Raw genomic sequence first — 26,044 nt, forward strand, 5'->3', positions numbered from 1 at the left:
GGGGGTTCTTCGCATGACGGGTGCGGTCAGACGCCGAGCGACTTCCCGGCCGATCCGAGCTGCTGCGTCGCCGCGACGACCCGCTGGGCCATCGCCGATTCGGCGACCTTGCCCCAGGCACGCGGGTCGTACTGCTTCTTGTTGCCGACCTCGCCGTCGAGCTTCAGGACGCCTTCGTAGTTGGCGAACATGAACCCCGCGACCGAGCGGGTGAACGCGTACTGCGTGTCGGTGTCGATGTTCATCTTGACGACGCCGTTGGCGACGGCCGTGGCGATCTCGTCGCCGGTCGAGCCGCTGCCGCCGTGGAAGACGAGGTCGAGCGGCTTCGGGCCGGTGCCGAAGTGAGCGGCGATGCCCTCCTGGATCTCGCCGAGCAGTTCGGGGCGGAGCTTCACACCGCCCGGCTTGTACACGCCGTGGACGTTTCCGAACGTGAGGGCCGAGATGTAGCGGCCGTTCTCGCCGAGCCCGAGCGCCTTGACGGCCTTCGTCACGTCGGCGACCGTCGTGTAGAGGGCATCGTTCGAGCCTTCGTGCTGGACGCCGTCCTCCTCGCCGCCGACGACACCGACCTCGATCTCCAGGATCGCGTTGATGTTCTTCATGCGGGGGAGCAGGTCCTTCGCGATCTCAATGTTCTCGTCGAGGGGGACCGCGGAGCCGTCCCACATGTGGGACTGGAAGATCGGGTTCCGGCCGGCCTTGACCTCTTCCTCGGATGCCTCGATGAGGGGCAGCACGAAGCCCGGCAGGGCGTCCTTCGGGCAGTGGTCGGTGTGCAGCGCCACCGTGATGGGGTAGTTCTTCGCGACCTCGGTGACGTACTTCGCGAAGGCGAGGGCGCCGGTGGCGCGCCCCTTGACGGTGTGGCCGGCGAAGTAGTCGGCACCGCCGGTGGTGACCTGCAGGATGCCGTCGGATCCGGCCTCCGTGAGGCCCTGCAGGACGGCGTTGATCGTCTGCGAGCTCGAGACGTTGATGGCGGGGTAGGCGAAGCCGCCTGCCTTCGCGCGGTCCAGCATGTCGGCGTACTGGTCAGGGGTGGCGACGGGCATGTCAGCTCCTCGGGGAAGTCCGGTGATTCGGTGCAACTCTATCGAAGCGGCGTCGTCACGTCCGGCGCCGAGCCGTCTCCGCCGGGGTCCGCTGTCTTCGCTCCTGGCAAGAATCCCGATTCCTTCGTCCGGATCGTCCGCGGATCACCGATACGGCGATCCGCGGAGACCTAGGCTGTGCCCCATGGTGAGCCTTACTGCCGACATGAGCCCTCTGCATCCCGATCGCAACCTCGCCCTCGAACTGGTGCGGGCCACCGAGGCGGCCGCGATCCGTTCGGTGCCCTTCATCGGTCGCGGCAAGAAGGAGCTGGCCGACGGGGCGGCCGTCGACGCGATGCGCGCCTTCCTCACCACCGTGAACTTCGACGGCGTGATCGTCATCGGCGAGGGGGAGAAGGACAACGCCCCCATGCTGTTCAACGGCGAGAGGGTCGGGACGGGCCGCGGCCCTCAGTGCGACATCGCCGTCGACCCGATCGACGGCACCACGCTGACCGCGGAGGGGCGGAACAACGCCCTCTCCGTGATCGCCGTCGCCGACCGCGGCGCCATGCTCGACGCGTCGTCCGTGTTCTACATGGACAAGATCGTCACCGGGCCCGCCGGCGTCGGTGTCGTCGACATCCGCCTGCCCATCGCGGAGAACATCCGCCGCCTCGCGAAGGCGCTCGACAAGCCGGTCGACGAGCTCGTCGTGTCGGTGCTCAACCGACCCCGGCACGCGCGGCTCATCGACGAGATCCGGGAGGCCGGTGCCGGCACGCGCCTGATGAGCGACGGCGACGTCGCGGGCGGGATCAACGCGGCCCGCCACAACGCGCGGACCGACATGTGCGTGGGCATCGGCGGCAGCCCCGAGGGCATCGTCACCGCGTGCGCGATCAAGGCGCTCGGCGGCCACATCCAGGGACGCCTGTGGCCCCGCGACGACGACGAGAAGCAGCGCGGCATCGACGCCGGGCTCACGCTCGACGACGACCACGTCTACGAGGCCGACGACATGGTGCGCGGGAACAACACGATCTTCGTGGGCACGGGGGTCACCAACGGCGAGCTCGTGAGCGGCGTGCGACGCGAGGGCGACTACGTCTACACCGAGAGCGTGGTCCTGCGCGGTGCGTCGGGCACGCTGCGCCGGATTTCGTCGGAGCATCTCACATCGAAGTGGCTCTGACAAGGAAACCGCGCCTGCGCGTCGTCTCAGCGTTCGCGTGAAGTGCTCTGGCACAATGTTCGTGGTGTCAGCGTTACTCCGGCACTCGTCGACGCGCATCAGGAGTGTTCATGTCCGCAGCATCCAGCGATCCCCGCACGGGTCAGCTCTCGCTCACCGGCCAGATCCCGGTGACCCGCACCGGGCAGATCCCCGTGACCGGTCAGATCGCCGTCGTGCCGCCTCGCCCCACCACCGCGCAGATCGCGATCGCGAACGACCCGGCTCGTCGGCCCGACGTGCTGCTGCGTCGCCGGATGCCTCCGGGGCACCAGATCAGCGCGTGGTGGATGATCGGCGCCTTCGTCGGAGTCTCGGCGGCCACGATCGCGCTCATGAACTTCTTCCCGGCCTGACTTCCTCCTCTCGCGCCAGGCGGTCGCGGACCTCGCCGAGATCCGCCGCCAGCGAGCCATCCGTCTCGACGCCGATCAGCTCGGGCGCGGTGAGTCGCCGGGGGCTCGTCTCGATGGCCGGGGGCGCGGCGACCGTCTCGAGCTTCGTCTCGTCGATACCCGGGAAGCGGCGTGCGCTGACGAGCACGCGGGTCTCGAGCGACCCGGCGAACCGGTTGTAGCTGTCGACGGTGCGCTCGATCGCGCGACGCAGGTCGTCGGCGTGACCGGCGAGCGAGCCGAGGCGGTGGTAGAGCTCGTTCCCGAGGTCGAACAGCTTGCGGGCCTCGTCCGAGACGTCCTGCTGCGTCCATGTGTAGGCGACGGTCTTCAGGACCGCCCAGAGGTTCACGGGCGAGGCGAGGGCGACACGTCGCCCGAACGCGTACTCGAGCAGCGACGGGTCCTCCTCGAGCGCGGCCGCCAGCAGCGACTCGCTCGGGATGAAGCACACGACGAACTCGGGGCTCGCGGCGAGGCCCGTCCAGTACCGCTTCTTCGCGAGCGCGTCGATGTGCGCCCGCACCGCCTTGACGTGCTTGGCCAGCAGCCGCTTGCGCCGGGCGCCCTCTTCGCCCTGCGCGGTGACGGGGATCTGCGCTGCTTCGAGATAGGCGTCGAGCGGCACCTTCGCGTCGACCGCGAGAGCCTTGTCGCCCGGCAGGCGGACGACCATGTCGGGGCGGCCCGCTCCGGCATCCGACACCAGGGACGCCTGCGTGTCGAAGTCGACGTAGCGGGTGAGTCCGGCGGACTCGATGATGCGGCGCAGCTGCGTCTCGCCCCAGACGCCGCGCGCGCTGCTGGAACGGAGCGCGCCGGCGAGGGACTCCGTCGTGGCGCGCAGCGCCTCGTCCGCCTCGTGCGCGTGCCGCAGCTGCTCGGCGAGCGACCCGTACTGCTCCTGCCGGTCGCGTTCGAGGTGCTCCACCTTCTGCTGCATCGAGGTGAGTGATTCCTGCACGGGCGCCAGCGCGCGCAGGAGCAGCTGCTCACGTCGCTCGCGTTCCTCGCGGGCCGCCTGCTCGGCGCGCGCCTGCACCGACAGCTCCCTCTGCAGGGTGCGCTGCTGTTCGAGCTGCGTGGTGAGGGCGTCGCGGCTCGCCTCGGCCGCCGCGAGGCGGGCGGCCAGCTGCTCCCGGCGGGACGCGCTGCGCGCGGTCGCGGCGAACCAGCCCGCGAGCGCGCCGGCGAGGAGGCAGGCGAGAACGAGCGCGGTCAGAGTGGCGGCATCCATGGGGATCATCGTGCCGTGCGCCACCGACATCCCCTCGCGGCGCGCGGGACGGCATGCCGGCGCGAGGCGCGCCACTCAGAACGCGGCGAGCTCCGCGACCTGCTCGGCCACCGGGATCTGCGAGATGCGCACACCGAGGAGCATGGCCAGCTTGACCACGTCCGAGGCGCCCGCCCGCCGTGCTGAGTCGATGATGATCTGGGCGCATGCGAGCGCGTCGGCCGTCGCGTCGTGGTGGGCGAAGTCGAGGTGCCCGGCGGCGGCGGCGGCCATCGGCAGCCGGTAGGACGGCAGGTCGTAGCTCTTGCGGGCCACCTGCACGCTGCACAGGTAGCGAGCCGGCGGGGCGGTCAGTGCCGTCGCCTCGCAGGCGCTGCGCAGGACGCGCATGTCGAAGCCGGCGTTGTGGGCGACCAGGACGTCGTCGCCTGCGAACGCGGTGAGACGGGGGAACTGGTCGGCCCAGGAGTCGGCGGCGACGACCTGCTCGGGACGGATGCCGTGGATCCCGACGTTGACCTCGAAGAACCGGTCGTGTCCGGCGGGCGGGCGGATCAGCCAGCCCTCCGACGCGACGACGCGCCCGTCGCGGACCCGGGCGAGTCCCACCGAGCACGCGGATGCGCTGGAGGAGTTCGCCGTCTCGAAGTCGATCGCGGTGAAATCCAGAGGCACGACCCCAGGGTCGCTCCGGTGACGCGACAGGCAGGGGAGGCGCGCCGTAGGGTCGGGGGATGAGCGATCGCTCCGACATGTCCGTCTCCTTCGGCCGAGCGGCGGGCGCGTACCAGCGCGGCCGCCCCGACTATCCGGCGGATGCCGTCGCGTGGCTGCTGGCACCGATCCGGCCCGCCGTCGGCGCACCGCGCGTCGCGGACGTCGGCGCCGGAACCGGCAAGCTGACGGCGGCCCTCCGCCGGGCGGGCGCCGACGTCGTCGCGGTCGACCCGGATCCCGGGATGCTGGCGGCGCTGCACGACGTGCTGCCGGATGTCCCCACGCACGTCGGCACGGCGGAGCGATTGCCGCTGCCCGATGCCGCCATGGACGCGGTCGTCCTCGGTCAGGCCTGGCACTGGGTGGATCCGGCGACGGGCTCGGCCGAGATCGGACGCGTGGTCCGGCCCGGCGGCGTCCTCGGCCTGATCTGGAACATCCGCGACGAATCGGAGGCGCACGTTGCGGCGATGACCGCCGTCATCCATGCGAGCAATGCCGAGGCGCTGCTGTCATCGGACGGCCCCGTCGTCGCCGAGCCGTTCGGGGAGCTGGAGCACCGGTCGTGGACGTGGTCGCGGCGAGCGACGCGGGCGATGCTCCTCGACATGGTCCATTCGCGGAGTGCCTACATCACGGCCGGCGCGACCGAGCGGCAGCGTGTCGACCGCGGCATGGCGGACGTGCTCGACGGGATGGGCGCGATCGGCGCGGCTACGGTCGACGTGCCGTATGCGACGCACGCGTTCCGGGCGGTGCGCGCGGGGGAGTGACGGGGTCGGGCGCTCATCCGGCGCAACGTAGACTCGTTGCCCGTGGCTCTTACCATCGGAATCGTCGGCCTTCCCAACGTCGGAAAGTCGACCCTCTTCAACGCGCTGACCAAGAACGACGTGCTCGCGGCGAACTATCCGTTCGCGACGATCGAGCCGAACGTCGGTGTCGTGAGCCTGCCCGACCCGCGGCTCGGCAAGCTCGCGGAGATCTTCTCGAGTGAGCGCATCCTCCCGGCGACGGTGTCGTTCGTCGACATCGCGGGCATCGTGCGCGGCGCGAGCGAGGGCGAGGGCCTCGGCAACAAGTTCCTCGCCAACATCCGCGAGGCGGACGCCATCGCGCAGGTCGTCCGTGGCTTCTCGGACGATGACGTCGTCCACGTCGAGGGTGCGGTGAACCCGCAGAACGACATGGAGACCATCAACGCCGAGCTGCAGCTCGCCGACCTCGAGACGCTCGAGAAGGCGATCACGCGGTACGAGAAGGAGGTCCGCGGCAAGAAGCTGGACCCCGCGGTCCTCGACGCGGCGAAGGCGGCGCAGGACGCGCTGCAGCGCGGCGAGCTGCTGTCGGGGTCGGGCATCGATCTGACGCCGATCAGGGAGCTCGGGCTGCTGAGCGCGAAGCCGTTCATCTTCGTCTTCAACGTCGACGAGGCGGTCCTGACGGATGCCGACCGCAAGGCGGAGCTGGCGGCGCTCGTCGCGCCGGCGCAGGCGGTCTTCCTCGACGCGAAGATCGAGTCGGAGCTCGTCGATCTCGACCCCGAGGACGCCGCCGAGCTCCTGGCATCCACCGGTCAGGACGAGTCGGGGCTCGACCAGCTCGCCCGGATCGGCTTCGACACGCTCGGCCTGCAGACCTACCTGACCGCGGGCCCGAAGGAAGCGCGCGCGTGGACGATCGGCAAGGGCTGGAAGGCGCCGCAGGCGGCCGGTGTGATCCACACCGACTTCGAAAAGGGCTTCATCAAGGCCGAGGTGATCTCGTTCGACGACCTCGTCGCGACCGGGTCGGTCGTCGAGGCCCGCGCGAAGGGCAAGGCCCGCCTCGAGGGCAAGGACTACGTCATGCAGGACGGCGACGTGGTGGAGTTCCGCTTCAACAACTGATCGCGGCGACGGCGCGGAACCCGGATCAGGCGCTCGTCGCCCGGCCGCGAGCGGTGTCAGCGCGCCGTCGCCTGCGCCGCGACGGACGACCGCGCGCCGCGGGGCTGCAGGCCCACCGCGATGAGGTGGACCGCGAACCAGATCTCGAATGCGAAAACGGGCACGGCGCAGAGGCCCGCGATCGTGCCGCCCTGCGGGATCACGTCGAACAGCTGTGCCGAGTTGCTCGCCAGGACCAGCGCGCCGCCGACGATCCCGAGCACGGCCAGTGCGCGCGGGACGACGTGGCTGCCGAGCAGCAACCACCCCAGGATGACCGTGTTCACGCTGATCACCAGGCCCTGCCCGACGAGGAATGCGGCGGTGTGGAGGGCGGTGAGGGTCTCCGCCATCGGTGCGGGCGTGGTCGCCCAGAGCAGCGCGAGCATCGGCAGGGCGCCCGCGGCGATGACGGCGGCTTCCAACGCGCGCAGCCCCGCGAAGGCTGCGGCGCGCGCAGGGCCGACGGGGCGCAGCAGCAGCCAGACCAGGATGCCGGTGCCGAGGCACCCCCCGGCGAGGACCAGTTCGAGGGCGACGCCCGCGGCGAGCTCGCCCGCCGCGTACGCCGCAACCGCCGTGATGGACGTGACGTGCGTGAGCAGATACAGGATGCCGACGGTGCGGGCATACGTGTGCGGAGGGCGTGTCATGGCGGTCCTTGCGACGGTGGTATACGCCGTACACCGACGCGCTCCGATCGTAGGTCTACGCTGTAGACGTGTCAAGTTCCGCGCCTCGTCGCCCGCTCGATCGTGAGCGGGTGCTGACGGCGGCCGCCGCGCTGGCGGACGAGGTCGGCCTCGAGGCCACCAGCATGCGGCGCGTGGCGGATGCGCTCGGGGTGACGGCGATGGCGCTCTACAAGCACGTTGCGAACCGCGAAGAGCTCATCGATGCCATGCTCGACCGGCTCGTGGTGAGCATCGACGTGCCTGCCGACGGCCTGCCCTGGGAGGAGGCGCTGCGCACCCGCATCCGCTCGGCTCGCGCGGTCATGGACGCGCACCCCTGGGCGCAGGCCGCCATCGAGACGCGGACGGCCGCGAGTCCCGCCGTGCTCGCCTACATGGACTCGCTCATGGCGATCATGTTCGATGGGGGGCTGTCGGCAGACCTCGTCCATCACGCCATGCACGCGCTGAGCACACGGATGTGGGGGATCACGCGCGATGTGCTGCCCACCCCCGCCGTCCCGGAGGATCCGCGCCTTCGCGCGCGGGCCATGTCGGAGTTCGCCGGTGCGTACCCGGCGATCGTCCGTATGGCGACGACCGCCCCGCATGCGGGCGCGGCGTGCGACGACGACGCCGAGTTCGCCTTCGCGCTGGACCTCCTGATCGACGGATTCGCGAGACTGCACGCGCGAGGATGGAGTTCGCCGCGCTGATGTCGTTCCGCGACGGCGACGCGGTCGAGACGGGTTGCCGGCCCACGGCGCGCCCGCGTCGGTCCGCCGCGCGCACCGGGGCTCAGACGGTGAGCTCGACCTTGATCCAGCCGAACTCGCGACGATCGAAGGCCTCGTAGGACTCGATCGCGGACCCGACCGGTTCCTGCTCGGTGATGAGCGCGATCGGATCGAACTGTCCCGACGCGACGAGGTCGATGAGCGGAGGGGTCACCGAGTGGTGGTTGCAGTTGCCCATCCGGATGCTGAGGTTCTTGTTCATCGCCACGCCGATGGGATAGACCTCCACCGTGGGCGGGTACACGCCGATGATGCCGATGCGGCCGTGCTTGCGGACCATCTCGACCGCCCACCGCGCCGCCTGAGTGGGGCCGTCGCCGGGACGCCACAGGTCGCCCTTCGGGTCGGCATCCGGCGCGGTCGACGCGACCTCGCCGTCGAAGCTCTCGCCCTCGTCGCCCGATACGGCCGCCGGACCCCGCTTGGGACGCTCGGCGTCCACGCCGACGGCGTCGATCACGGCGTCGGCGCCGATCTCGTTCGTCAGCATCATGACCGTCTGCACGGGGTCCTCGGCGTTGAAGTCGACCGTCTCCGCGCCGAGCTTCCGCGCCTGCGCCAGACGATCCGGGATGCCGTCGACCACGATGACCCGCCCCGCCCCCTGCGCGAAGGCGGATGCGACGGCGAACTGGCCGACGATCCCGGCACCCAGCACGACGACGATGTCGCCGCGCGTCACTCCCGCCAGCTCGGCGCCGAACCATCCGGTGGGGAAGACGTCGCTGAGGAGGATCGCCTGGTCGTCGCTGACGGTGTCGGGCAGATGATGCATCGAGTTCTGCGCCCACGGGATCCGGGCGAACTCGGCCTGCAGCCCGTCGATCGGCCCGGTCGTCTCCGGCCCGCCGAAGAACGACGTGCCCGCCTGCGGCCCATTCGGGTTCGCGACGTCGCACTGGGCGGTGTGCCCGTCGCGGCACGGGGCGCACGCGCCGCACGACATCGTCGAGTTGACCACGACGCGGTCGCCGGGAGCGAAGCCGCGAACGGCGCTGCCGACGTCGGTGACGACACCGACGGCCTCGTGGCCGAGGATCGTGCCCGGTCTCATCCCGGCCATGGTGCCGCGCACGAAATGCAGGTCCGTGCCGCAGATCGCGCTGCGGGTGATGCGCACGATGGCGTCGTGCTCGTCCTGGATCGTGGGCTCCGGCACCTCGTCGAGGCGGATGTCTCCGATGGCGTGGAACACGACTGCTTTCATGGCGGTCTCTCCGGTCGAGGGCTGAGGATGCGCCCACTCAACGCGCCGCCGTCCACCTCGGGCACCCCCCTTGTCCTCGGGGCGTCCATATGAGAGAAGACGCGCAGACCCGGCCGCTCACAGGGACCGGGTGGCATCGCACCCCGTGGACACGGACCCGCCGGCTCCAGCCGTCTAGACTGTGGTGCTGGGCTGCGAGAGCCCGAGAGCGCTCCCGCTTTCAGGCTCGGCTGCGCCCCCGTATGAACCCGACCGGGGAAGGTATTCATGTCAGAGATCCAGCGCCAGACCTTCGAGCCTGACGGCCGCGGCATCCCGTTCATCGACGAAGGCGACGGCCCTGCCCTCGTCCTCCTCCCCGCTCAGGGTCTCGACATCGCCTACCTCGGTGCTCTCGCCAGCATCCTCGAGGAGGAGGGCTTCCGGATCCTGCGGGTCGGTTCGCGCCGCCCGGGTCAGAAGGCCACCATGCACGATCTCGCGCGGGACGTCGTCGACGTGATGGATGCCGTCGGCATCGACTCCGCCTGGATCGGGGGGCACGCCTTCGGCGGCGCGGTGGCGCGGACCGTCGCACTCGATCACCCCGGCCGCGCCGGCGGTGTGCTGCTGCTGGGCGTCGAGGGGACCCGAGCCCTCAGCGACGACGCCGCGCTCGCCGTGAAGCGCGCGTTCGCGGCGCCGGTGGACACGGACGACCAGGGGGCGATCCGCGTGCTCGCCGGCGACGGCATCGATCTCGATCACGCCTGGCACGTCTTCGCGCGGTCGCGCGACGCCGACGTCGAGGAGCTCCAGTACGTCGCCCTCGCCTCGACCCCGGTGGCGGAGTGGGCGACGCTCGCCCAGGGCCTTCCCGTGCTCATCATCCAGGGCGCCGAAGACCGCATCACCGTCCCCTCCAACGGCGACGACCTGCAGGCGACCGCCGCGGACCGCGCGAGTGTCGTGCGTCTGCCCGACGCGGGGCACCTCTTCCCGATGACCCACCCCGGCGAGACGGCGTTCCAGATCGAGGACTACCTCGGCTGGGACTGATCGTCCGCCTCAGGCGCGCAGCGTCTCGCTGGGCTGCTCACCGTACGTCTCCCGGTAGTGCTGCGCGAAGCGCGGCAGATGGGTGAATCCCCACCGCCTCGCGACCGCGGCGACGGTGCTCGTGTCCGCGCTCGCGTTCGTCAGATCGGCCCGGACGGCGGCGAGACGCGCGGTGCGGACATACCCGGCGGGCGTGACACCCAGAGATCGGCGGAACGCGCTCTGCAGCCCGCGGACGCTCAGCCGCGCCGCGGCCGCGATGTCGACCACGCCGATCGGATCACCCAGGTGGTCGTCGATGTACTGGACCGCGCGTCGCACGGCCGCCGGCGCGGCGGCGTCGTGCCCGGCGGCATCCGAGCCGATCCCGAAGACGCTGACGGCGGCGGCGAACACCGTGTCCACGGCGGCCTGTCGGATGAGGTCGTTGTGCAGCAGCTCCGCGTCGCCGAGCACCGCCTCGACGTGCTCGACCGTCAGCTCCCAGTGCCGTTGGAGGGCGGGGGAGAGCGCGGCATCCTGACCCAGAACGCGCCCGCGCGGTGCCAGCCGGCGACCGACGAACTCGCCGAGGACCGGGAGGTCCAGACCGATCAGGCGAGCCTCGAGGCCCGTCGACCACGTCTCGGCGAGACCCGGCTGCACCAGGAACGGTGCGCCCGTGTCGAGATCACGCCCGTTGGACCGGGCTCGAAGCTCACCCCGACGACGGTGAGCGACGCCGACGGCGCCGTCCACGGCCACGCGGACGTGGACGGCGGAGGCCACCTGGATGGTGGACAGGCGGAGCCGGTCGTCGCCGACCGTGCGATGACGCAGCAGGAAGGGCTCGGCCGACTCGAGCAGGACGGCATCGGCCGAGAGGGCGGCGAGGAGCCGCTCCGCCCCGGCGACGTCGTCGATGGTGTGCGACTCGTCGAAGACGGTCACGCCCGCCGCAGTCGCCATCCCGCCATCCTGTCGTGTCGGGGCGGGATCAGCCGAGAGGCGCGCTGGCACTCATGCCGCCGACGGCGGCCGCGGCGTCGGTCGGCTCGGGCACCACGTACAGGCCGGAGGGGGAGTTGGCGACATGGCTCAGCGCATCGAGCCAGGCGGGGTTCAGGCTCGGCTGGCGGCTGCCGTAATACTGCCAGCTCAGGTCCGCGCCGGGGTGCAGCCACACGACCTGGCGGCCGTCGCCGACGCTCTGGTCGTTGCGCCACATGAAGGTGAAGCCCTCGCCGCGGCGGAGCTTGGTGGTGATGACCAACTGGAGGTGGGCGAGCAGCCGGTCCTCGAAATCGACGCGGATGCGCTCGTTGTAGACGAACTTGCCCATGGATCCTCCTCGTGTCAGATATCCATTATGCGCACATGTATCCGGTGCGCGACCCGAATCGCGCGAGTCGCGGCCGGGAACCGGGACGTAGACTTTTCGGTGGGGCGGATCGTCGTGGTCGTCGCGGCGTCGCGCTCCGGAGGTGATGTCCCCATGACGCTGCGGCGTGAGAAGTTCCGGTCAGCGGATCTCGGCGAGGCCGAAGTCCACATCCAGCGGAACTACGGCTCCGTGGGGCTCTACGCCGACGACCTCACGTTCGCTGAGCGCAGCGTCGGAGACGAGCGGTTCACGCTTCGCAGCCTGCAGGTCGAGGGCGCCTACCGTGCGGAGGTCGATCTCGCCGCCGTCATCGTCGTCCAGAGCGCGCACGGATATCACTGGGAGGTGGACGGCCGGCACGGCACTGCGACGGCCCCCGTGCTCTTCCAGCCCGGTCCCCTGACCTGCCGGCTGAGCGACACGACGGCGAGGGTCGTGACCCTCTCGCGGGACACGCTCACCGACGTCGCCCGGGCGGTGTACAACGACGACCGCCTCGAGGTCCGGTTCGACGGGCATCGGGCCGTGACCCCTTCGCTGCTGCGAGCCTGGCGGTCCGCGGCCGCGCTCGCGTTCGAGGCGGCTCCGCGCCTGCACAACGATCTCGTCCGCGCCTCCGTGTTCCGATCCCTCGCGGTGTCGACCCTCGAGGCCTTCGCGCTGTCGGGCGAGCGTCGGGAGCGCGCCGAGTCGGCACGGTCACAGCAGGCGGCCTACCGGAAGGCGGTCGCGTTCTTCGACGACCATGCGTCGCTGCCGGTGTCCGTTGAGGATGCCGCGGCGGCGGCCGGCGTCGGGACCGCGGCTCTCGAGCGAGCCTTCCGCACCTATTCGACGCCGGGCCGGTCGCCCATGGAGCACCTCGAGTCGGTGCGGCTGGACGCCGCCCACCGGGATCTGGTGGACGGCGCCGCCGGCACGACGGTCAGCGGGATCGCCGAGCGGTGGGGGTTCTCCGAGCAGGATCTGGTGCGTCGGCACGCCGGCACGTACGGGACGACGCCGGACGCCGTCCTCGAACGCTGACTCAGCCGAGGTCGGCGTCGGGCTGACCCGGACCGGGGCCGGGCCTCATCTGCGCGTCGTCCGCGATGTCGACCCGCGTGCGGCCGTCATGGTCGGACACCACCACGTGGGATTCGGCGACCGGCGCACCCCGATCCTCGGGGTCCTCGACGTCCTGACCGCCGGTATGGTCGTCGTCGTCCGTGTCCTCGCCCTCGGCCTGCGAGGGGTGGCCGGTCTCCTCGGCCCCGTCGCCGGAGCCGGGGCGGGAGGGGTCTTCGCCTTCGGCCTGGCTCGGCTTGGCGTCTGCGTCGCTCATCAGCTTCTCCTTCGTCGTTTCTCCGGACACCCGCACGCTATGCCCTGCCGGCGCCGGTCGACCAGGGGTTGCGGGCTCGCGGACCCCTCGCTAGGGACGACGCCGGGCCCCGCCGCGGAGCCTCGGGGATCGTCGGGGCATCCGTCAAGCCCCCTCAGCACGGTGCGGGGGCCGTTCTAGCGTGGGTGCTCCCATCGGACAGAAGGAGAGCAGAGCCATGAGCACGCAGGCCGACGATCCGCGCGAGAAGCACACGAGCGACGGGTTCCCCGCGCAGCACCAGGAGCAGCCGGGACTGACCGAGGAGACGACTCCCGCTCCCGACCACGGCGAGGACCGCTACCGGGGCTCCGGCCTCCTGGACGGTCGGCGCGCCCTGATCACGGGAGGCGACTCCGGCATCGGCCGCGCCGTCGCGATCGCGTACGCCCGCGAGGGCGCGGATGTGGCGGTGGTCGCCATGCCCGAGGAGCAGACGGATGCCGACGACACGATCCGACTGGTGACGGAGGCCGGTCGCAGCGGGCTCGCACTGACGGGCGACCTGCGCGACGAGGCGTTCGCGACGCAGATCGTCGAGGACACCGTCGCGGAGTTCGGCGGCCTCGACCTGCTGGTGCTGAACGCGGCGTACCAGAAGGACCGCGAGGGGGTCGAGAACCTCGAGACCGAGGAGTTCGATCGCGTCTTCAAGACGAATCTGTACGCCATGATCTGGACCGCCCGTGCCGCGATCCCGCACCTGAAGCCGGGCGCGTCCATCATCGTGACGTCGTCCATCCAGGCGGCGAATCCGTCGCCGAACCTGATCGACTACGCCATGACGAAGGCGGCGCAGGTGGCGTTCGTGAAGGCTCTCGCCCAGGACCTCGGACCACGCGGCATCCGCGTCAACGCCGTCGCTCCCGGGCCGATCTGGACGCCGCTGATCCCGGCGACCGGCTGGGGCGAGGGGAAGCTGGACGGCTTCGGCGAAGACACCCCGCTCGGACGCGCCGGGCAGCCCGTCGAGCTGGCGGGCGCATACGTCTACCTGGCATCGGAGGCGGCCTCGTACACCTCGGGCGCGGTCCTGCCGGTCACCGGCGGCAAGGGCTTCTGAGCTCGACGGCGGCGCCCCGACCGGGATCCGGCCGGGGCGCCGCTGCATGCCCGCTCACGGATCGAGGAGATCCCACTTCTGGACGGTCTGCACGATCCAGAACACGGCGAACAGGATCAGCGCGCTCGTCTCCACCCAGAACATCCCGCTCCCGCCGCTCGGCGCCCCGATCAGGATGCCGGCACCGACGAGGATGACGATCGACATCGAGGCGGCGACGACGGCGTAGGCGAGAGGCGCGGCGCGCTGGAACCGCGTCGGCGGGTCGCCGGCGGTCAGCTGTCGGGCGCCGCGGAGCGGCCCGAGGAAGGCCTGCCACAGGGCGACGAGGGCGATGAGGAGAAAGAAGGCCGTGGCCGCGATGTAGTGCGCGTGTGCCAGGAAGGATGCGGGGAACGCGCCGAACCACACCCCCACCGCCGCCCACAGCGCACCGCAGATCCCGAGCGTCGGCGTCAGCGTCCCGGTCGCGGCCTCGCCGCGGCGGCGGGCGATCACGCCGAGGACCGCGGTGGCGGCGAGTGCCACGGGCACCGTCACGAGCCAGACGGCCGCCCCCGTCGTGGCGTACTCGTCGAAGGGAGCCGGCACGCAGGGATCGGCATCCGCGCAGGCCGTCTGACCGAGGCGGGCGAGGAGCGCGCTGTCCGCGTTGGCCGGGACGAGCGCCACGAGCGGCAGCAGGAGCGCCGCGGCGTCCAGCAGCACCTGCTGCACGCCGCCGCCCTGCAGGGCGATCATCGCGACGGATGCCGCCACCAGCGTCCCCACGAAGATCGCGCCGGCGGGCGTGTAGAAGTAGTGACTGAGCGTCGGCAGCGGCTCGTCGTATCGGGGCCGGGTGATCGCGACGGCGATCAGGAGGGCCACCACGGTGCCGACGATCGCCAGCCGGACGGCGCGGTACGTCTGCCGGGCGGTGTCCGCCGCGACGACGGAGCCCCCGGATGCCGACTGCCGGGCATCCCGCGCACGCAGATGCTGCGCGCGCAGGCCCTGCAGTCGTGACATCCGGGGGCTCTGCCGTCGGTGGCCGCGTCAGGCGGTCTGGCCGGAGTGCGGCCCTTCCTCGATCTCCTCGACGACCTTCGCGTTGAACGCGGGGAGGTCATCGGGGGTGCGGCTCGAGACCAGTCCTGCGTCGACGATGACCTCCTTGTCCTCCCACACCGCGCCGGCGTTGACCAGGTCGGTCTTGAGGCTGGGGTAGCTCGTCAGCTTGCGGCCGCCGAGCACGTCGGCCTCGGCGAGGATCCACGCCGCGTGGCAGATCGCGCCGACCGGCTTGTGCTGGGCGAAGAAGTCCCGAGTGAACCGGACGGCGGCCTCGTCGAGGCGCAGGTGGTCGGCGTTCACGACGCCGCCCGGCAGGACCAGGGCGTCGAAGTCGCCGGCATCCGCGGCCTGCGTCGTCAACTCCACCGGCTGCGCATGGCCGTTCTTGCCGGTGATCGATCCCTCCTCGGGAGCCACCATCACCGCCGTCGCGCCGGCATCCGTCACGGCCTGCCACGGCGAGGTGAGTTCACTGTCTTCGAATCCATCCGTCGCGAGGAACGCGACGCGCTTTCCGCTGAGTGTGCTCATGGCCCCGACGCTACGCACCGCCGTCGGCGCGCCGGAGGGCGTTGACAGCGAAGCCGCCTCTCGGTAGCGGGCATACGATGGACGCATGGCTACCTCCTCGCTGCCCGTTCCGACGCTTCAGCCGCTGCCGGACGAGAAGAACCCGATCCAGATCGTCGCCGACGAGGGCTCCTCGTGCTGCGGCGGCGGGTGCTGCGGCTCGAACTGACCGACAGACGATGCCACCGGCGCCCGCGGGCGTCCGGTGGCATCGCGCGTCAGTGGGCTGCGGGGTGCGCGGCGCCGAGCGCCGGCTCGGCCGGCTTCCGCACGAAGAACGCGAGCACGACGGCCAGCGACGCCACCACGGCACCGACGAGGAAAGCGGCGTGCACGCCACCGGCCTTCGCCAGGACCTCGTCCGCACCGGTCGCGATCGCCGAGGCCGTGGTGACGGAGAAGATGGTGACGAACGCGGCGGTGCCGGCGGCCCCGGCCACCTGCTGCACCGTTCCGACGATGGCGCTGCCGTGAGGGTACAGCCGCGGGGGGAGCGATCCGAGCGCCGAGGTCAGCAGCGGCGTGAACACCGCGCCGAGCCCGAGGTTCAGGGCGAGGTGCACCGTGATGATCCAGGCGACCCCCGTGTTCTCGTCGAAGGTCGCCATGCCCCAGAGCGACGCGGCGGCGATGATCATGCCGGGGATGACGAGCGGCGTCGGTCCGACGCGGTCGAAGATGTTGCCGATCACGGGAGCCATGGCGCCCATCAGCACACCGCCGGGCAGCAGCATCAGGCCGACGGCCAGGACGTCGAGTCCGAGCACCTGCTGCAGGTAGATCGGGAGCAGGATGAGCGAGCCGAACAGGGCTGCCATCACGACGACCACGAGCACGATGGCGAGGGTGAACGACCGGCTCTGGAACGTCCGGAGGTCGAGGAGCGCGCCGTCCGACTTCTGGAGTCCGATCTGCCGCGCGACGAACAGGGCGAGCGCGAGCGCACCGACCACGAGCGGGATCCAGACCGGGATCGCGGCGTGACCGGACGCGGACTCGCCGATGCTGCTGAGACCGTAGATGAGCCCGCCGAATCCGAGGGCCGACAGGAGCACCGAGAGCAGGTCGAGACGGGTGTCGGGACGGGTCGTCGTGACGTTGCGCACCCACACGGCGCCGAGGCCGAGGGCGAGCAGCGCGATGGGGAGGATGATCCAGAAGATCGCGTGCCACGACAGCGTCGAGAGGATCACGCCGGACACGGTCGGCCCGATGGCGGGCGCGACGGCGATGACGACGCTGATGACGCCCATCATCCGGCCGCGGTGCGAGGCGGGCACGACGTTGAGGACGGTCGTGAACAGGAGCGGCATCATGATGGCGGTTCCGCTGGCCTGGACGATGCGGCCGGCGAGCAGCACCTCGAACCCGGGCGCGAGCGCCGCGATCAGCGTTCCGATGGAGAAGAGCGTCATCGCGGTGAAGAACACCGTCCGCAGCGGGAACCGCTCGAGCAGGAAGCCGGTCAGCGGGATGACGATCGCCATCGTCAGGAGGAAGCCGGTGGTCAGCCACTGGCCGGTCGCGGCGGTGATGCCGAGGTCCGCCATGACGTTCGTGAGCGCGACGCCCATCGTCGTCTCGTTCAGGATGACGACGAACGCGGCGACGACGAGGAGCGCGATCACGCGGCCCGGCTTGGCGATCTGGGCGACCGGGGTGGACGCGGTGTCGGGGGAGCTGTCCTGCAGAGTCAAGAGGATCCTTCGGGAATCGGTCACGCAAGTGCGAGAGCGGTGAGAGGTGCCACCAGGGGATCGAAGCCGAGCGGCTGCGTGATCGTGAGGCGACGTGGCGATGACCGCGTCGCTCCAGCGTAACGAACCACCGCCGCCCGCCATTCCCGTTCCGGGCTGCGGATCCGGTGCAGGCGGCCGCGATTAGGGTGACGGGATGAGCATGCGTGGGCCCGGCGGCGGGCGCGGAGGGTTCCGCGGAGTGGACGAAGCGGCGCAGCGGAAGCTCAACGCCGCCGCTCCGCGCGTGCCGAACCTGGGACGACGCGTCGGCGAGCTGTTCCGCCCGTACCGCGGCAAGCTCGCCGTCACGGCGGTGCTGGTGGTCGTGGGGGCCGCGGTCGGCGTCATCCCGCCGCTCATCGTGCAGCGGATCTTCGACGAGGCCCTCTTCCCGCTCGACGGCTCCGGTCCCGTGCTGGGCCTGCTGGGGTGGCTCGTCCTGGTGATGGTCGCGCTGTTCGTCCTCAGCGCCCTGCTGGGGATCGCGCAGACCTGGTTCACCTCCACGGTCGGCAACCGGGTCACCGGCGACCTCCGCGTCCGCATGTTCGACCATCTGCAGGCGATGGATCTCGGCTTCTTCACGCGGACCAGGACCGGTGCCATCCAGTCCCGGCTGCAGAATGACGTCGGCGGCGTGTCCGGAGTCCTCACCAACACGGTCACGAGCGTCCTCGGCAACACGGTCACCGTGGCATCCGCTCTCGTCGCCATGATCCTCATCGACTGGCGGCTGACGCTCATCGCGGTGGTCATGATGCCGTTCCTCGTCTTCGTGCAGCGGCGCGTCGGCCAGGTGCGCGCCCGCATCGCGGGCCAGACGCAGGAGTCGCTGTCCGAGCTGTCCGCCATCACGCAGGAGACGCTGAGCGTGTCGGGCATCCTGCTGTCGAAGTCCTTCAACCGGCAGCGCGCCGAGTCGGCGCGGTACTCCGGCGAGAACGCCAACCAGATCACGCTGCAGGTGCGGCAGGCGATGAGCGGGCAGGGGTTCTTCGCCGTGGTGCAGGTGATCATGGCGTCGGTCCCTGCCGTCATCTACCTCGTCTCGGGGTACCTCATCGCCGGCGACGCCGACCCGATCACGGCGGGCGCGGTCGTCGCGTTCACCACCGTGCAGGCCCGTCTCCTGATGCCGCTCATGGGCCTCATGCGCGTCGCGCTCGATCTGCAGACCTCGCAGGCCCTGTTCGCCCGCATCTTCGAGTACCTCGACCTCGTCCCCGCCATCGAGGACCGGGCCGATGCGATCGACGTGGCGGCGGCGCCTGGCCCCCTCGGCCGGATCGAGTTCCGGGACGTGTCGTTCCGGTACCCGGATGCCACGGCGGAGTCCCGGGCGACGCTCGATCGCGTGTCGTTCGTCGCCGAGCCCGGCCAGCATGTGGCCTTCGTCGGGCCGTCGGGAGCAGGCAAGACGACGATCCTCTATCTCGCGCCACGGCTGTACGAGGCGGTGTCCGGCGCCGTGCTTTTCGCCGGTGCCGACGTCCGATCGCTGCGGCACTCGTCGATCATCGACCGGATCGGCATCGTGTCGCAGGAGACCTATCTGTTCCACGCGTCGATCCGCGACAACCTCCGCTACGCCCGGCCGGACGCCGCCGACGACGAGATCGTCGCGGCGTGCACCGCGGCGAACATCCACCACGTGATCGCCGGCTTCGAGGACGGGTACGACACGGTCGTGGGGGAGCGCGGGTACCGCCTGTCAGGCGGCGAGAAGCAGCGCATCGCGATCGCGCGGGTGCTGCTGAAAGACCCGCCCGTCCTGCTGCTCGACGAGGCGACGTCCGCCCTCGACACCGTCTCGGAGCGTGTCGTGCAGGACGCCATCGACGAGGCCGCGCGCGGTCGGACGACGCTGTCGATCGCGCACCGGCTCTCCACCGTCGTGGGCGCGGACGTCATCCACGTCGTCGACGCGGGTCGCATCGTCGAATCGGGCACGCACGCGCAGCTGCTGGCGCAGGGCGGGCTCTACGCCGAGCTCGCCGCGCAGCAGCTGGCCGCGGGCCTGATCTCGGGCCTCGACTGATCCCGGCCGCTCACCACGCCCTTGCGGCGTCGAGGAGCGGAACGGATGCCGGATCGAGCGCGATTCCCTCGCGGGCGGCCCGCTCGCCGAGGTCGCGGACGAAGGCGCCGAGCGGACGACGATAGGCGTCGTCGGGGTGATGCTCGGCGATGCGGACGAGCGCGGGCACATCCATGCCGAGCATGAGGCTGATCCGGGAGCGCGCCGCGGCGGCGTGGCCGCTCCCGTCGAGGACCGCGAGCCCGCCCCGCATCCCCTCGAGGTAGTCCTGCAGCACCGGCACGGTATGGCGGAGTTGCGTGATCGACGTGCCGTCGGCGCGCTCGCGCCACTGCACCACGACATCCGGGATGACATCGATCGCGCGCGCCGAGGCGTAGATCCGCTGGGCGACGACCTGATCCTCGTAGGCACGGTCCTCGGTGAAGCGCAGGTCGTTCCGCCGCCACAGGTCGATGCGGCTCACCTTGGACCAGGCGACGATGTTGCCCGAGACGTCGGGGTGCTCGGCGAGGGTCGTCGCACGTCGGGCCGGGGCGGTGGCGGCCGTGACCCACGGCTGCACCTCGCCCGGCGAGTAGGCGCCGGTGGCATCCGGCTTCAGCCGCACGTAGGCGCCGACGGCGATGTCGCTGCCGGTGCCGGCCAGTGAGCCGACGAGAGTCTCCAGCGCGCGAGGCCGCATGATGTCATCGGCATCCAGGAAGCCGACGAGCGGGGTGTCGACGGCGTCGAGCGCCTCGTTGCGCGACGCGCCGAGACCCCGTGCCACATCGTGCCGGATCAGGCTGAACCGGGGGTCCGCCGCGGCCCGCGCGAAGATCTCCCCCGTCTCGTCGGTCGACGCGTCGTCGACGAGGATCGCCCGCCACCCGTCGGAGGTCTGTGCGCGCAGCGAGTCGAGGGCTTCCGCCGCGAAGGCGCCGACGTTCCGGCCGGGCACGATGACGGTGACGGTCGGGCTGCTCATCACCGCGATCGTACCGCCGTGACGGATGCCGCGACCGCCGCGGCCACGGCGGCCGGGTCGCCCGCGGCCCGGTGCCCCAACGTGAAGCGAACCGACGTCTGCGCCACCTCCGGCGCGATCCCCATCGCGACGAGGACGTGCGAGGGCTCGTCGCTCCCGGCCGCGCACGCCGACCCGCTGGAGGAGACCACGCCGCGCCGCTCCAGCTCGAGGAGGACGGCCTCCCCGCTGACACCGGCGAACGTGAAGCTCGCGGTGCCGGGCAGGCGACGGATCGGGTCGCCGGTCAGCCGCGCCTCGGGGACGAGCTCGAGGACGCGAGCGGTGAACGCGTCGCGCACGGCGGCGGTGCGCACGGCGCTCTCGTCGCGCTCGCATTCGGCGAGCTCGAGCGCGACGGCGAGGGCGACGGCGCCTGCGACGTTCTCGGTGCCGCTGCGCCGGTCCCGCTCCTGGCCCCCGCCGTGGAGCACGGGCTCGAGAGGGATGCGGCCGCGGACCGCGAGGACGCCGATGCCCTTGGGCGCCCCGACCTTGTGGCCGGCGATCGAGAGGGCGTCGGCGCCGGTGCCGGACAGCGGCAGCCACCCGGCGGCCTGCACGGCGTCCAGGTGCAGCGGGACCCTCGCGGCCGACGCGACGGCGGCGAGGCCCGCCGCATCCTGCACCGTGCCGACCTCGTTGTTCGCGAACCCGATCGAGACGAGGGCGGTGTCGCCCCGGACCGCCGCGGCCACGGCATCCGGATCGATGCGCCCGCGCGCATCGACGGCGACCCGGGTGACGGTGAAGCCGTGCACGCGCTCGAGGTACGCGCACGAGGCGAGGATCGACTCGTGCTCGATCGGGCTGGTGACGACGTGGACCGGCGCGCCGCGCCGCAGCGACGCGGCGATCGCGATGCCCTTGACGGCGAGGTTGTTCGCCTCCGTCCCGCCCGAGGTGAACACGATGTCGCCCGGACGCATGCCCACGATCGCGGCGACCCGACGGCGTGCGTCGTCGAGGGCGGTCGCCGCATCTCCACCCAGCGTGTGGACGCTGGAGGGGTTGCCGAAGCGCTCGTCGAGGAAGGGCAGCATCGCCTCGCGCACCTCGGAGCGCACCGGGGTGGTGGCGGCCGCGTCGAGGTAGAGCATCAGGAGCCGTCGATGCGGATGTCGAGCCCGAGATCGAGCGCACGCGCCGAGTGCGTGAGGGCGCCGACCGAGATGACGTCGACGCCCGTCCGGGCGATCGCGCCCACCGTGTCGAGCGAGACACCGCCCGAAGCCTCGACGGTGGCGCGTCCGGCGACCTGTGCCACGCCGGCTTGGAGGTCGGCGAGCGAGAAGTTGTCGAGCATGATCGTGCCGACGCCCGCGGCGAGCACCGGCTCGATCTGGTCGAGCCGGTCGACCTCGACCTCGAGGTGGGCGGTGTGCGGGAGACGGGCCTTGGCGGCGATCAGGGCCTCGGTCACCGATGCGCCGCCGCGGGTCAGCAGTGCCAGGTGATTGTCCTTGGCCATGACGGCGTCCGACAGCGAGTGGCGGTGGTTGTGACCGCCGCCGCTGCGTACGGCGTGCCGCTCGAGCGCGCGGAGCCCGGGGGTCGTCTTGCGCGTGTCGACGATGCGCGCCCGGGTCCCGGCGACCTCGGCGACGTAGCGCGCCGTGACGGTCGCGACCCCCGACATCCGCTGCGCGAAGTTCAGCCCGATGCGCTCCGCCGTGAGGATGGCGCGTGCGGGCCCCGTGACCGACGCGAGCACGTCCCCCGGCGAGAACGGGGTGCCGTCGGCGACGCGCAGCTCGACGTCCACGCGCGGGTCGGTGAGCGCGAACGCGGCCGCGAACACCTGCCCGCCGCTGAAGACCCCGGCCTCACGCGCGACGAGGTCGGCGGTCGCGACGGAGTCCGCCGGGATCAGATATTCGCTCGTGAGGTCGCCCCAGGGCGCGTCCTCGTCGAGGGCGGCGCGGACGACACGGTCGATGACGGGCGGCGTGAGCATCACGCGGCTCCTTCCAGGGCGGCCGCGACGGGGGTGTCGTCGCGGCGGTGGTGGGCGCCGACGGAGCGCGTGCGCGCCCGGGCGGCGGCGACGAGCAGCGCACCGACGACGAGCAGGTTCTCGTCCTCGAGGGCGGACTCGGTGACGGCCGCGCGGGCGACCGCACCGTCCGCCCAGGCCGCGAGGAGGGCGGCGGCGCGCGCCAGGCCCGCGCCGTCCCGGACGAGGCCTGCCTCGGTCCAGAGCAGATCCTGCAGGGCGGCCCGGCTGAACGGCGGCGCGTCGACGACGGGCTGGACGGATGCCGGTCCCGGCGGCGATGCGGCGGGGACCGGCCACACCGGTGCGGCGGCATCCGCGGCCACCGCGTCGCCGGCGCGCGCACCGAAGACGGCGCCCTCGAGGAGGGAGTTCGACGCGAGGCGGTTCGCGCCGTGCACCCCGGTGCAGGCGACCTCGCCGACGGCGTACAGGCCGGGGACGCCGGTGCGCCCGTCGAGGTCGGTGACGACGCCGCCCATGAGGTAGTGGGCGGCGGGGGTCACCGGGATCGGCTCGCGGGTCCAGTCGAGACCGCGGGCGCGGACGGCGGCGTCGATCGTCGGGAAGCGCCGGGCGAGGAACCCGGGGTCGCCGACGCGTGTCGCGTCCAACAGCACGGGCCGCCCGTCCTGCCGCTCCATCGCGGCGGCGATCGCGCGAGCCACGACGTCGCGCGGCGCGAGCTCGCCGTCGGGGTGTGCGTCGAGGGCGAATCGGCGCCCGCGCTCGTCGCGCAGCACGGCGCCCTCGCCGCGGACCGCTTCGGAGACGAGGAACGCCTCACCGGCGGCGAGCACCGTCGGGTGGAACTGGACGAACTCCAGGTCGGCCACCGCCGCGCCGGCGCGGACGGCCGCGGCGATGCCGTCCGCCGTCGCGACCGTCGGATTGGTCGAGTGGGCGTACAGCTGCCCGGCGCCGCCGGTCGCGAGGATCACGGCATCCGCGGCGATCCGCTCGCGCCGGCCGGGGCGGCCCGGTGCGTCGTCGAGGAGCAGATCGACCCCCGCCACCCGTCCGCCGTCGGTGACGAGGTCCACGAGGAAGGCGTGCTCGCGGACGGCCGCGTCGGCCCCGCGGAGGGCGGCCACGAGGGCGCGCTCGATGGCCGTGCCGGTCGCGTCCCCGCCCGCATGCAGCACCCGAGGGTAGGAGTGGGCGGCCTCGAGCCCCTTGAGGAACGCGCCGTCGGCGGCGCGGTCGAAGGCGACGCCCAGGTCGATGAGCTCGCGGATCCGCGCCGGTCCCTCCGCGGCGAGCACGCGCACGGCCCGCTCGTCGCACCGACCCGCTCCCGCCGTGAGGGTGTCGCGGACGTGGTCCTCGACGCGATCGTCGGGGAACATGACGCCTGCGATCCCGCCCTGTGCGTACCGTGTGTTCGCGTGGTCGAGGACGTCCTTCGTGACGAGGGTCACGCGGCAGCCGCCGGCGATCGCGTGCAGCGCCGCGGTCAGGCCGGCGATGCCCGATCCCACGACGACGACGGCGGGTGTCACGGCTTCGCCGCCAGCATCCGTTCGAGCGCGACGCGCGCCGGGTCGGCGACGTCCGCCGGAACCGTGATGCGGTTGCGCACCTCGCCGGCGACGAGCCCCTCGAGCACCCAGGCGAGGTAGCCGGGGTGGATGCGGTACATCGTCGAGCAGGGGCACACGACCGGGTCGAGGCAGAAGACGGTGTGCTGCGGGAACTGCGCGGCCAGCCGCTGGACGAGGTTGATCTCGGTGCCGATGGCGAAGGTGGTCGGCTCGGATGCCGCGGCGATCGCCTTCCGGATGTAGTCGGTCGATCCCGCCTCGTCCGCCGCGTCGACGACGTCCATCGGGCATTCCGGGTGCACGATCACGCGGACCCCCGGGTGCTCTGCGCGCGCCCGGTCGATCTGGTCGACGGTGAAGCGCCGGTGCACCGAGCAGAAGCCGTGCCACAGGATGACGCGGGATGCGGCGAGCTGGTCCTCGGTCGATCCGCCGAGCGGGCGGCGGGGGTTCCACATCGGCATCTGCTCGAGCGGGACGCCCATCGCCTTCGCGGTGTTGCGTCCGAGATGCTGATCGGGGAAGAAGAGCACGCGACGACCCCGGGCGAACGCCCAGGCGAGCACGGTGCGGGCATTGGAGGAGGTGCAGACGATGCCGCCGTGGCGGCCGACGAACCCCTTGATCGCTGCGGACGAGTTCATGTAGGTGACCGGGACGACCGGGACGAGGCCGTCGGCGTCGGGGGTGCCGGCCCCCGTCAGCATCGCCGGGTCGTCGTACACCTCGGCCAGCTGCTCCCAGCAGTCCTCGACCTGGTCGATGTCGGCCATGTCGGCCATCGAGCATCCCGCGGCGAGGTTCGGCAGGATGACGGCCTGCTCGGGCCGCGACAGCAGATCGGCCGTCTCGGCCATGAAGTGGACGCCGCAGAAGACGATCGCCTCGGCGTCCGGGTGCTCGAGGGCGGCGCCCGCCAGCTGGAACGAGTCGCCCACGTAGTCGGCGTGGGCGATGACCTCTTCGCGCTGGTAGAAGTGTCCGAGCACCACCACGCGGTCGCCGAGCGTGGTCTTGGCGGCGGTGATGCGGGCCGCCAGCTCGATCTCGCTGGCCTCGCGATACTCCTCGGGCAGCTGGCCCTGCCGGGGCGCGCCGGTGGGGATGACGTCGCCCATGGACGATCCGGGGCCGTAGCCGGGACGCGAGTCGAACGTCCAGGGCCCGGCGGCGAGGTCGGTGTTGCAGGTCTCGGTCGTCGCGGCGCCCGCGACGATGGCCTGGATGCCGTGATCGACGCTGGGGTCGAGCGGGCGGGGCTGAAGCGTGAGCGGAGAGGTCATGAGTGGTCCTTCACTGCGGGAGCGGGCCGCGGTCGGCCAGCTCGACATCCTGGTTGTAGCGGTAGAGGCGGGCGGGCCGGTGGCTGCCGGTGCGGAAGTCGTCGGTCGGGATGAGGGTGCCGGAGTTCTCCACCTGGCGGCGGAAGTTCGCGGGGTCCAGGCGCCGGCCGAGGATCGCCTCGTACACCTCACGGAGGTCGGCGAGCGTGAACCGGTCGGGGAGGAGACCGTGCGCGATCCGGCTGTAGCCGACCTTGTTGCGCAGCCGCCACAGCGCGTAGTCGACGATCGCGGTGTGGTCGAAGGCGAGCCCGGGCAGCTCGGTGGCGTTGAACCAGGCGACGTTGTGCTGCTCGGCGGCGCGCGAGACGTCCTCCCGCACGAGGGCCCAGTACACGATGGAGACGACGCGGGTGGGGGAGCGGCCGACGTCCCCGAACGCGTACAGCTGCTCGAGGTAGCTGGGCGCGAGGCCGGTCGTCTCGGCGAGGGTGCGGGATGCCGTGGACTCGAGGTTCTCGGCTCTGTCGACCCATCCGCCCGGGAGGGCCCACAGGCCCTTCTGCGGGTCCCGGGTGCGGCGCACCACGGGCAGCACGACGCGCGCCTCGTCGTCGTCCGACTCGCGCCGGAGACTGAAGATGACGGTCGAGACGGCGACGCGGATCCCGTGGTCCGGGCGGCTTCTGGTCATGGGGACTCTAACCTCCACTCCCATCTTATGGTCCGAGCGACCTGAACTGCAAGCAAGGG

Annotated in this window: 27 protein-coding genes; 10 read left to right on the top strand and 17 right to left on the bottom strand. The window is 71.7% G+C overall.

What is annotated here, in order from left to right; all coding sequences use genetic code 11:
* Positions 1-26 precede the first annotated feature (26 nt).
* Complete coding sequence (fbaA, locus tag AB3M83_RS06915; protein WP_412946322.1) at positions 27-1,058, bottom strand: class II fructose-bisphosphate aldolase; 1,032 nt, start codon at positions 1,056-1,058, stop codon at positions 27-29.
* Positions 1,059-1,242: 184 nt separating this feature from the next.
* On the opposite strand from fbaA, the gene glpX reads away from it, so the two are divergent.
* On the top strand, positions 1,243-2,235 hold the full coding sequence (gene glpX / locus AB3M83_RS06920) for a class II fructose-bisphosphatase (RefSeq protein ID WP_412946324.1): 993 nt from the start codon (positions 1,243-1,245) through the stop codon (positions 2,233-2,235).
* Positions 2,236-2,345: 110 nt separating this feature from the next.
* Positions 2,346-2,630: a hypothetical protein gene (locus tag AB3M83_RS06925; RefSeq protein WP_412946326.1), complete on the top strand. Its 285-nt coding sequence runs from the start codon at positions 2,346-2,348 to the stop codon at positions 2,628-2,630.
* On the opposite strand, the gene AB3M83_RS06930 is transcribed toward AB3M83_RS06925, so the two are convergent.
* Positions 2,608-3,906: a DNA recombination protein RmuC gene (locus AB3M83_RS06930; protein ID WP_412946329.1), complete on the bottom strand. Its 1,299-nt coding sequence runs from the start codon at positions 3,904-3,906 to the stop codon at positions 2,608-2,610. The genes AB3M83_RS06925 and AB3M83_RS06930 overlap by 23 nt on opposite strands.
* 75 nt (positions 3,907-3,981) lie before the next feature.
* Positions 3,982-4,581, bottom strand: a complete 600-nt coding sequence (locus AB3M83_RS06935; protein WP_412946331.1) for an exonuclease domain-containing protein — start codon at positions 4,579-4,581, stop codon at positions 3,982-3,984.
* Between the two features lie 59 nt (positions 4,582-4,640).
* Here AB3M83_RS06935 and AB3M83_RS06940 point away from each other — a divergent pair, with 59 nt between their 5' ends.
* Together AB3M83_RS06940 and ychF are read left to right on the top strand one after the other, a co-directional pair.
* Positions 4,641-5,396 (top strand): class I SAM-dependent methyltransferase, encoded by a 756-nt coding sequence (locus AB3M83_RS06940; protein WP_412946334.1) that lies wholly within the window; start codon positions 4,641-4,643, stop codon positions 5,394-5,396.
* 42 nt (positions 5,397-5,438) lie between these two features.
* Positions 5,439-6,512, top strand: coding sequence for a redox-regulated ATPase YchF (gene ychF / locus AB3M83_RS06945; protein ID WP_412946337.1), 1,074 nt, complete (start codon positions 5,439-5,441; stop codon positions 6,510-6,512).
* 56 nt (positions 6,513-6,568) lie between these two features.
* Here ychF and AB3M83_RS06950 read toward each other — a convergent pair whose 3' ends face one another.
* The gene (locus AB3M83_RS06950; RefSeq protein WP_412946340.1) at positions 6,569-7,204 is read right to left on the bottom strand and encodes a DUF4386 domain-containing protein; all 636 of its coding nucleotides are present in this window, start codon (positions 7,202-7,204) and stop codon (positions 6,569-6,571) included.
* Positions 7,205-7,272: 68 nt separating this feature from the next.
* On the opposite strand from AB3M83_RS06950, the gene AB3M83_RS06955 reads away from it, so the two are divergent.
* On the top strand, positions 7,273-7,941 hold the full coding sequence (locus AB3M83_RS06955) for a TetR/AcrR family transcriptional regulator (RefSeq protein ID WP_412946343.1): 669 nt from the start codon (positions 7,273-7,275) through the stop codon (positions 7,939-7,941).
* An 82-nt stretch (positions 7,942-8,023) separates the two neighbouring features.
* On the opposite strand, the gene AB3M83_RS06960 is transcribed toward AB3M83_RS06955, so the two are convergent.
* Entirely contained in the window at positions 8,024-9,229 is a 1,206-nt protein-coding gene (locus AB3M83_RS06960; protein WP_412946344.1) for an alcohol dehydrogenase catalytic domain-containing protein, read from the bottom strand.
* A 267-nt stretch (positions 9,230-9,496) separates the two neighbouring features.
* Here AB3M83_RS06960 and AB3M83_RS06965 point away from each other — a divergent pair, with 267 nt between their 5' ends.
* Entirely contained in the window at positions 9,497-10,267 is a 771-nt protein-coding gene (locus AB3M83_RS06965) for an alpha/beta fold hydrolase (RefSeq protein WP_412946346.1), read from the top strand.
* A 9-nt stretch (positions 10,268-10,276) separates the two neighbouring features.
* Here AB3M83_RS06965 and AB3M83_RS06970 read toward each other — a convergent pair whose 3' ends face one another.
* Both AB3M83_RS06970 and AB3M83_RS06975 read right to left on the bottom strand, forming a co-directional pair.
* Positions 10,277-11,215, bottom strand: a complete 939-nt coding sequence (locus AB3M83_RS06970) for a helix-turn-helix domain-containing protein (RefSeq protein WP_412946348.1) — start codon at positions 11,213-11,215, stop codon at positions 10,277-10,279.
* Between the two features lie 28 nt (positions 11,216-11,243).
* Positions 11,244-11,588, bottom strand: coding sequence for a DUF7882 family protein (locus tag AB3M83_RS06975; RefSeq protein ID WP_412946351.1), 345 nt, complete (start codon positions 11,586-11,588; stop codon positions 11,244-11,246).
* 99 nt (positions 11,589-11,687) lie between these two features.
* On the opposite strand from AB3M83_RS06975, the gene AB3M83_RS06980 reads away from it, so the two are divergent.
* Positions 11,688-12,656: a helix-turn-helix domain-containing protein gene (locus AB3M83_RS06980; RefSeq protein ID WP_412946353.1), complete on the top strand. Its 969-nt coding sequence runs from the start codon at positions 11,688-11,690 to the stop codon at positions 12,654-12,656.
* 1 nt (position 12,657) lies between these two features.
* Here AB3M83_RS06980 and AB3M83_RS06985 read toward each other — a convergent pair whose 3' ends face one another.
* Positions 12,658-12,954 carry a hypothetical protein gene (locus AB3M83_RS06985; protein ID WP_412946356.1) on the bottom strand — a complete coding sequence of 99 codons (297 nt, stop codon included), beginning with the start codon at positions 12,952-12,954 and terminating at the stop codon, positions 12,658-12,660.
* A gap of 217 nt (positions 12,955-13,171) precedes the next feature.
* Here AB3M83_RS06985 and AB3M83_RS06990 point away from each other — a divergent pair, with 217 nt between their 5' ends.
* Positions 13,172-14,056: an SDR family oxidoreductase gene (locus AB3M83_RS06990; protein WP_412946359.1), complete on the top strand. Its 885-nt coding sequence runs from the start codon at positions 13,172-13,174 to the stop codon at positions 14,054-14,056.
* A 54-nt stretch (positions 14,057-14,110) separates the two neighbouring features.
* Here AB3M83_RS06990 and AB3M83_RS06995 read toward each other — a convergent pair whose 3' ends face one another.
* Positions 14,111-15,067, bottom strand: coding sequence for a hypothetical protein (locus tag AB3M83_RS06995; RefSeq protein WP_412946361.1), 957 nt, complete (start codon positions 15,065-15,067; stop codon positions 14,111-14,113).
* A gap of 27 nt (positions 15,068-15,094) precedes the next feature.
* Positions 15,095-15,643: a type 1 glutamine amidotransferase domain-containing protein gene (locus AB3M83_RS07000; protein WP_412946363.1), complete on the bottom strand. Its 549-nt coding sequence runs from the start codon at positions 15,641-15,643 to the stop codon at positions 15,095-15,097.
* A gap of 85 nt (positions 15,644-15,728) precedes the next feature.
* On the opposite strand from AB3M83_RS07000, the gene AB3M83_RS07005 reads away from it, so the two are divergent.
* Positions 15,729-15,851 carry a hypothetical protein gene (locus AB3M83_RS07005; protein ID WP_412946365.1) on the top strand — a complete coding sequence of 41 codons (123 nt, stop codon included), beginning with the start codon at positions 15,729-15,731 and terminating at the stop codon, positions 15,849-15,851.
* Positions 15,852-15,900: 49 nt separating this feature from the next.
* Here AB3M83_RS07005 and AB3M83_RS07010 read toward each other — a convergent pair whose 3' ends face one another.
* Positions 15,901-17,379, bottom strand: a complete 1,479-nt coding sequence (locus AB3M83_RS07010; protein ID WP_412946368.1) for an MDR family MFS transporter — start codon at positions 17,377-17,379, stop codon at positions 15,901-15,903.
* A gap of 196 nt (positions 17,380-17,575) precedes the next feature.
* Between AB3M83_RS07010 and AB3M83_RS07015 the strand changes: the two genes are divergently transcribed.
* A complete protein-coding gene (locus AB3M83_RS07015) occupies positions 17,576-19,459 on the top strand; it encodes an ABC transporter ATP-binding protein (RefSeq protein ID WP_412946370.1) in 1,884 nt (627 codons plus the stop codon).
* A gap of 10 nt (positions 19,460-19,469) precedes the next feature.
* Here the strand turns inward: AB3M83_RS07015 and AB3M83_RS07020 are convergent, their stop codons facing one another.
* The 6 genes from AB3M83_RS07020 to AB3M83_RS07045 are packed head-to-tail and all read right to left on the bottom strand — an operon-like array spanning position 19,470 to position 25,985.
* Positions 19,470-20,429 (bottom strand): glycosyltransferase family 2 protein, encoded by a 960-nt coding sequence (locus AB3M83_RS07020; RefSeq protein WP_412946373.1) that lies wholly within the window; start codon positions 20,427-20,429, stop codon positions 19,470-19,472.
* Positions 20,429-21,568, bottom strand: a complete 1,140-nt coding sequence (locus AB3M83_RS07025; protein ID WP_412946376.1) for a cysteine desulfurase family protein — start codon at positions 21,566-21,568, stop codon at positions 20,429-20,431. The genes AB3M83_RS07020 and AB3M83_RS07025 overlap by 1 nt, the downstream gene beginning before the upstream one ends.
* The gene (gene nadC, locus AB3M83_RS07030) at positions 21,568-22,425 is read right to left on the bottom strand and encodes a carboxylating nicotinate-nucleotide diphosphorylase (RefSeq protein ID WP_412946378.1); all 858 of its coding nucleotides are present in this window, start codon (positions 22,423-22,425) and stop codon (positions 21,568-21,570) included. Before nadC ends, AB3M83_RS07025 begins: the two co-directional genes overlap by 1 nt.
* Positions 22,425-23,966, bottom strand: a complete 1,542-nt coding sequence (nadB, locus tag AB3M83_RS07035) for an L-aspartate oxidase (RefSeq protein WP_412946380.1) — start codon at positions 23,964-23,966, stop codon at positions 22,425-22,427. Before nadB ends, nadC begins: the two co-directional genes overlap by 1 nt.
* Complete coding sequence (gene nadA / locus AB3M83_RS07040; RefSeq protein WP_412946382.1) at positions 23,963-25,291, bottom strand: quinolinate synthase NadA; 1,329 nt, start codon at positions 25,289-25,291, stop codon at positions 23,963-23,965. Before nadA ends, nadB begins: the two co-directional genes overlap by 4 nt.
* A gap of 10 nt (positions 25,292-25,301) precedes the next feature.
* Complete coding sequence (locus AB3M83_RS07045; protein WP_412946384.1) at positions 25,302-25,985, bottom strand: NUDIX hydrolase; 684 nt, start codon at positions 25,983-25,985, stop codon at positions 25,302-25,304.
* Positions 25,986-26,044: the final 59 nt, after the last annotated feature.

The sequence above is a fragment of the Microbacterium pasadenense genome (genome assembly GCF_047246565.1).
Taxonomy (GTDB): Bacteria; Actinomycetota; Actinomycetes; order Actinomycetales; family Microbacteriaceae; genus Microbacterium.

What these genes read in the sequence shown, in the direction of transcription:
- AB3M83_RS06950 (WP_412946340.1), bottom strand. Translation starts at nt 7,204, where the DNA reads ATGACACGCCCTCCGCACACGTATGCCCGCACCGTCGGCATCCTGTAT.
- AB3M83_RS06990 (WP_412946359.1), top strand. Translation starts at nt 13,172, where the DNA reads ATGAGCACGCAGGCCGACGATCCGCGCGAGAAGCACACGAGCGACGGG.
- AB3M83_RS07015 (WP_412946370.1), top strand. Translation starts at nt 17,576, where the DNA reads ATGAGCATGCGTGGGCCCGGCGGCGGGCGCGGAGGGTTCCGCGGAGTG.
- AB3M83_RS06995 (WP_412946361.1), bottom strand. Translation starts at nt 15,067, where the DNA reads ATGTCACGACTGCAGGGCCTGCGCGCGCAGCATCTGCGTGCGCGGGAT.
- AB3M83_RS07005 (WP_412946365.1), top strand. Translation starts at nt 15,729, where the DNA reads ATGGCTACCTCCTCGCTGCCCGTTCCGACGCTTCAGCCGCTGCCGGAC.
- nadA (WP_412946382.1), bottom strand. Translation starts at nt 25,291, where the DNA reads ATGACCTCTCCGCTCACGCTTCAGCCCCGCCCGCTCGACCCCAGCGTC.
- AB3M83_RS06965 (WP_412946346.1), top strand. Translation starts at nt 9,497, where the DNA reads ATGTCAGAGATCCAGCGCCAGACCTTCGAGCCTGACGGCCGCGGCATC.
- AB3M83_RS06925 (WP_412946326.1), top strand. Translation starts at nt 2,346, where the DNA reads ATGTCCGCAGCATCCAGCGATCCCCGCACGGGTCAGCTCTCGCTCACC.
- glpX (WP_412946324.1), top strand. Translation starts at nt 1,243, where the DNA reads ATGGTGAGCCTTACTGCCGACATGAGCCCTCTGCATCCCGATCGCAAC.
- AB3M83_RS06960 (WP_412946344.1), bottom strand. Translation starts at nt 9,229, where the DNA reads ATGAAAGCAGTCGTGTTCCACGCCATCGGAGACATCCGCCTCGACGAG.
- fbaA (WP_412946322.1), bottom strand. Translation starts at nt 1,058, where the DNA reads ATGCCCGTCGCCACCCCTGACCAGTACGCCGACATGCTGGACCGCGCG.
- AB3M83_RS06985 (WP_412946356.1), bottom strand. Translation starts at nt 12,954, where the DNA reads ATGAGCGACGCAGACGCCAAGCCGAGCCAGGCCGAAGGCGAAGACCCC.
- AB3M83_RS07045 (WP_412946384.1), bottom strand. Translation starts at nt 25,985, where the DNA reads ATGACCAGAAGCCGCCCGGACCACGGGATCCGCGTCGCCGTCTCGACC.
- AB3M83_RS06970 (WP_412946348.1), bottom strand. Translation starts at nt 11,215, where the DNA reads ATGGCGACTGCGGCGGGCGTGACCGTCTTCGACGAGTCGCACACCATC.
- nadC (WP_412946378.1), bottom strand. Translation starts at nt 22,425, where the DNA reads ATGCTCACGCCGCCCGTCATCGACCGTGTCGTCCGCGCCGCCCTCGAC.
- AB3M83_RS06930 (WP_412946329.1), bottom strand. Translation starts at nt 3,906, where the DNA reads ATGGATGCCGCCACTCTGACCGCGCTCGTTCTCGCCTGCCTCCTCGCC.
- AB3M83_RS07025 (WP_412946376.1), bottom strand. Translation starts at nt 21,568, where the DNA reads ATGCTCTACCTCGACGCGGCCGCCACCACCCCGGTGCGCTCCGAGGTG.
- AB3M83_RS07000 (WP_412946363.1), bottom strand. Translation starts at nt 15,643, where the DNA reads ATGAGCACACTCAGCGGAAAGCGCGTCGCGTTCCTCGCGACGGATGGA.
- AB3M83_RS06975 (WP_412946351.1), bottom strand. Translation starts at nt 11,588, where the DNA reads ATGGGCAAGTTCGTCTACAACGAGCGCATCCGCGTCGATTTCGAGGAC.
- AB3M83_RS07020 (WP_412946373.1), bottom strand. Translation starts at nt 20,429, where the DNA reads ATGAGCAGCCCGACCGTCACCGTCATCGTGCCCGGCCGGAACGTCGGC.
- AB3M83_RS06940 (WP_412946334.1), top strand. Translation starts at nt 4,641, where the DNA reads ATGAGCGATCGCTCCGACATGTCCGTCTCCTTCGGCCGAGCGGCGGGC.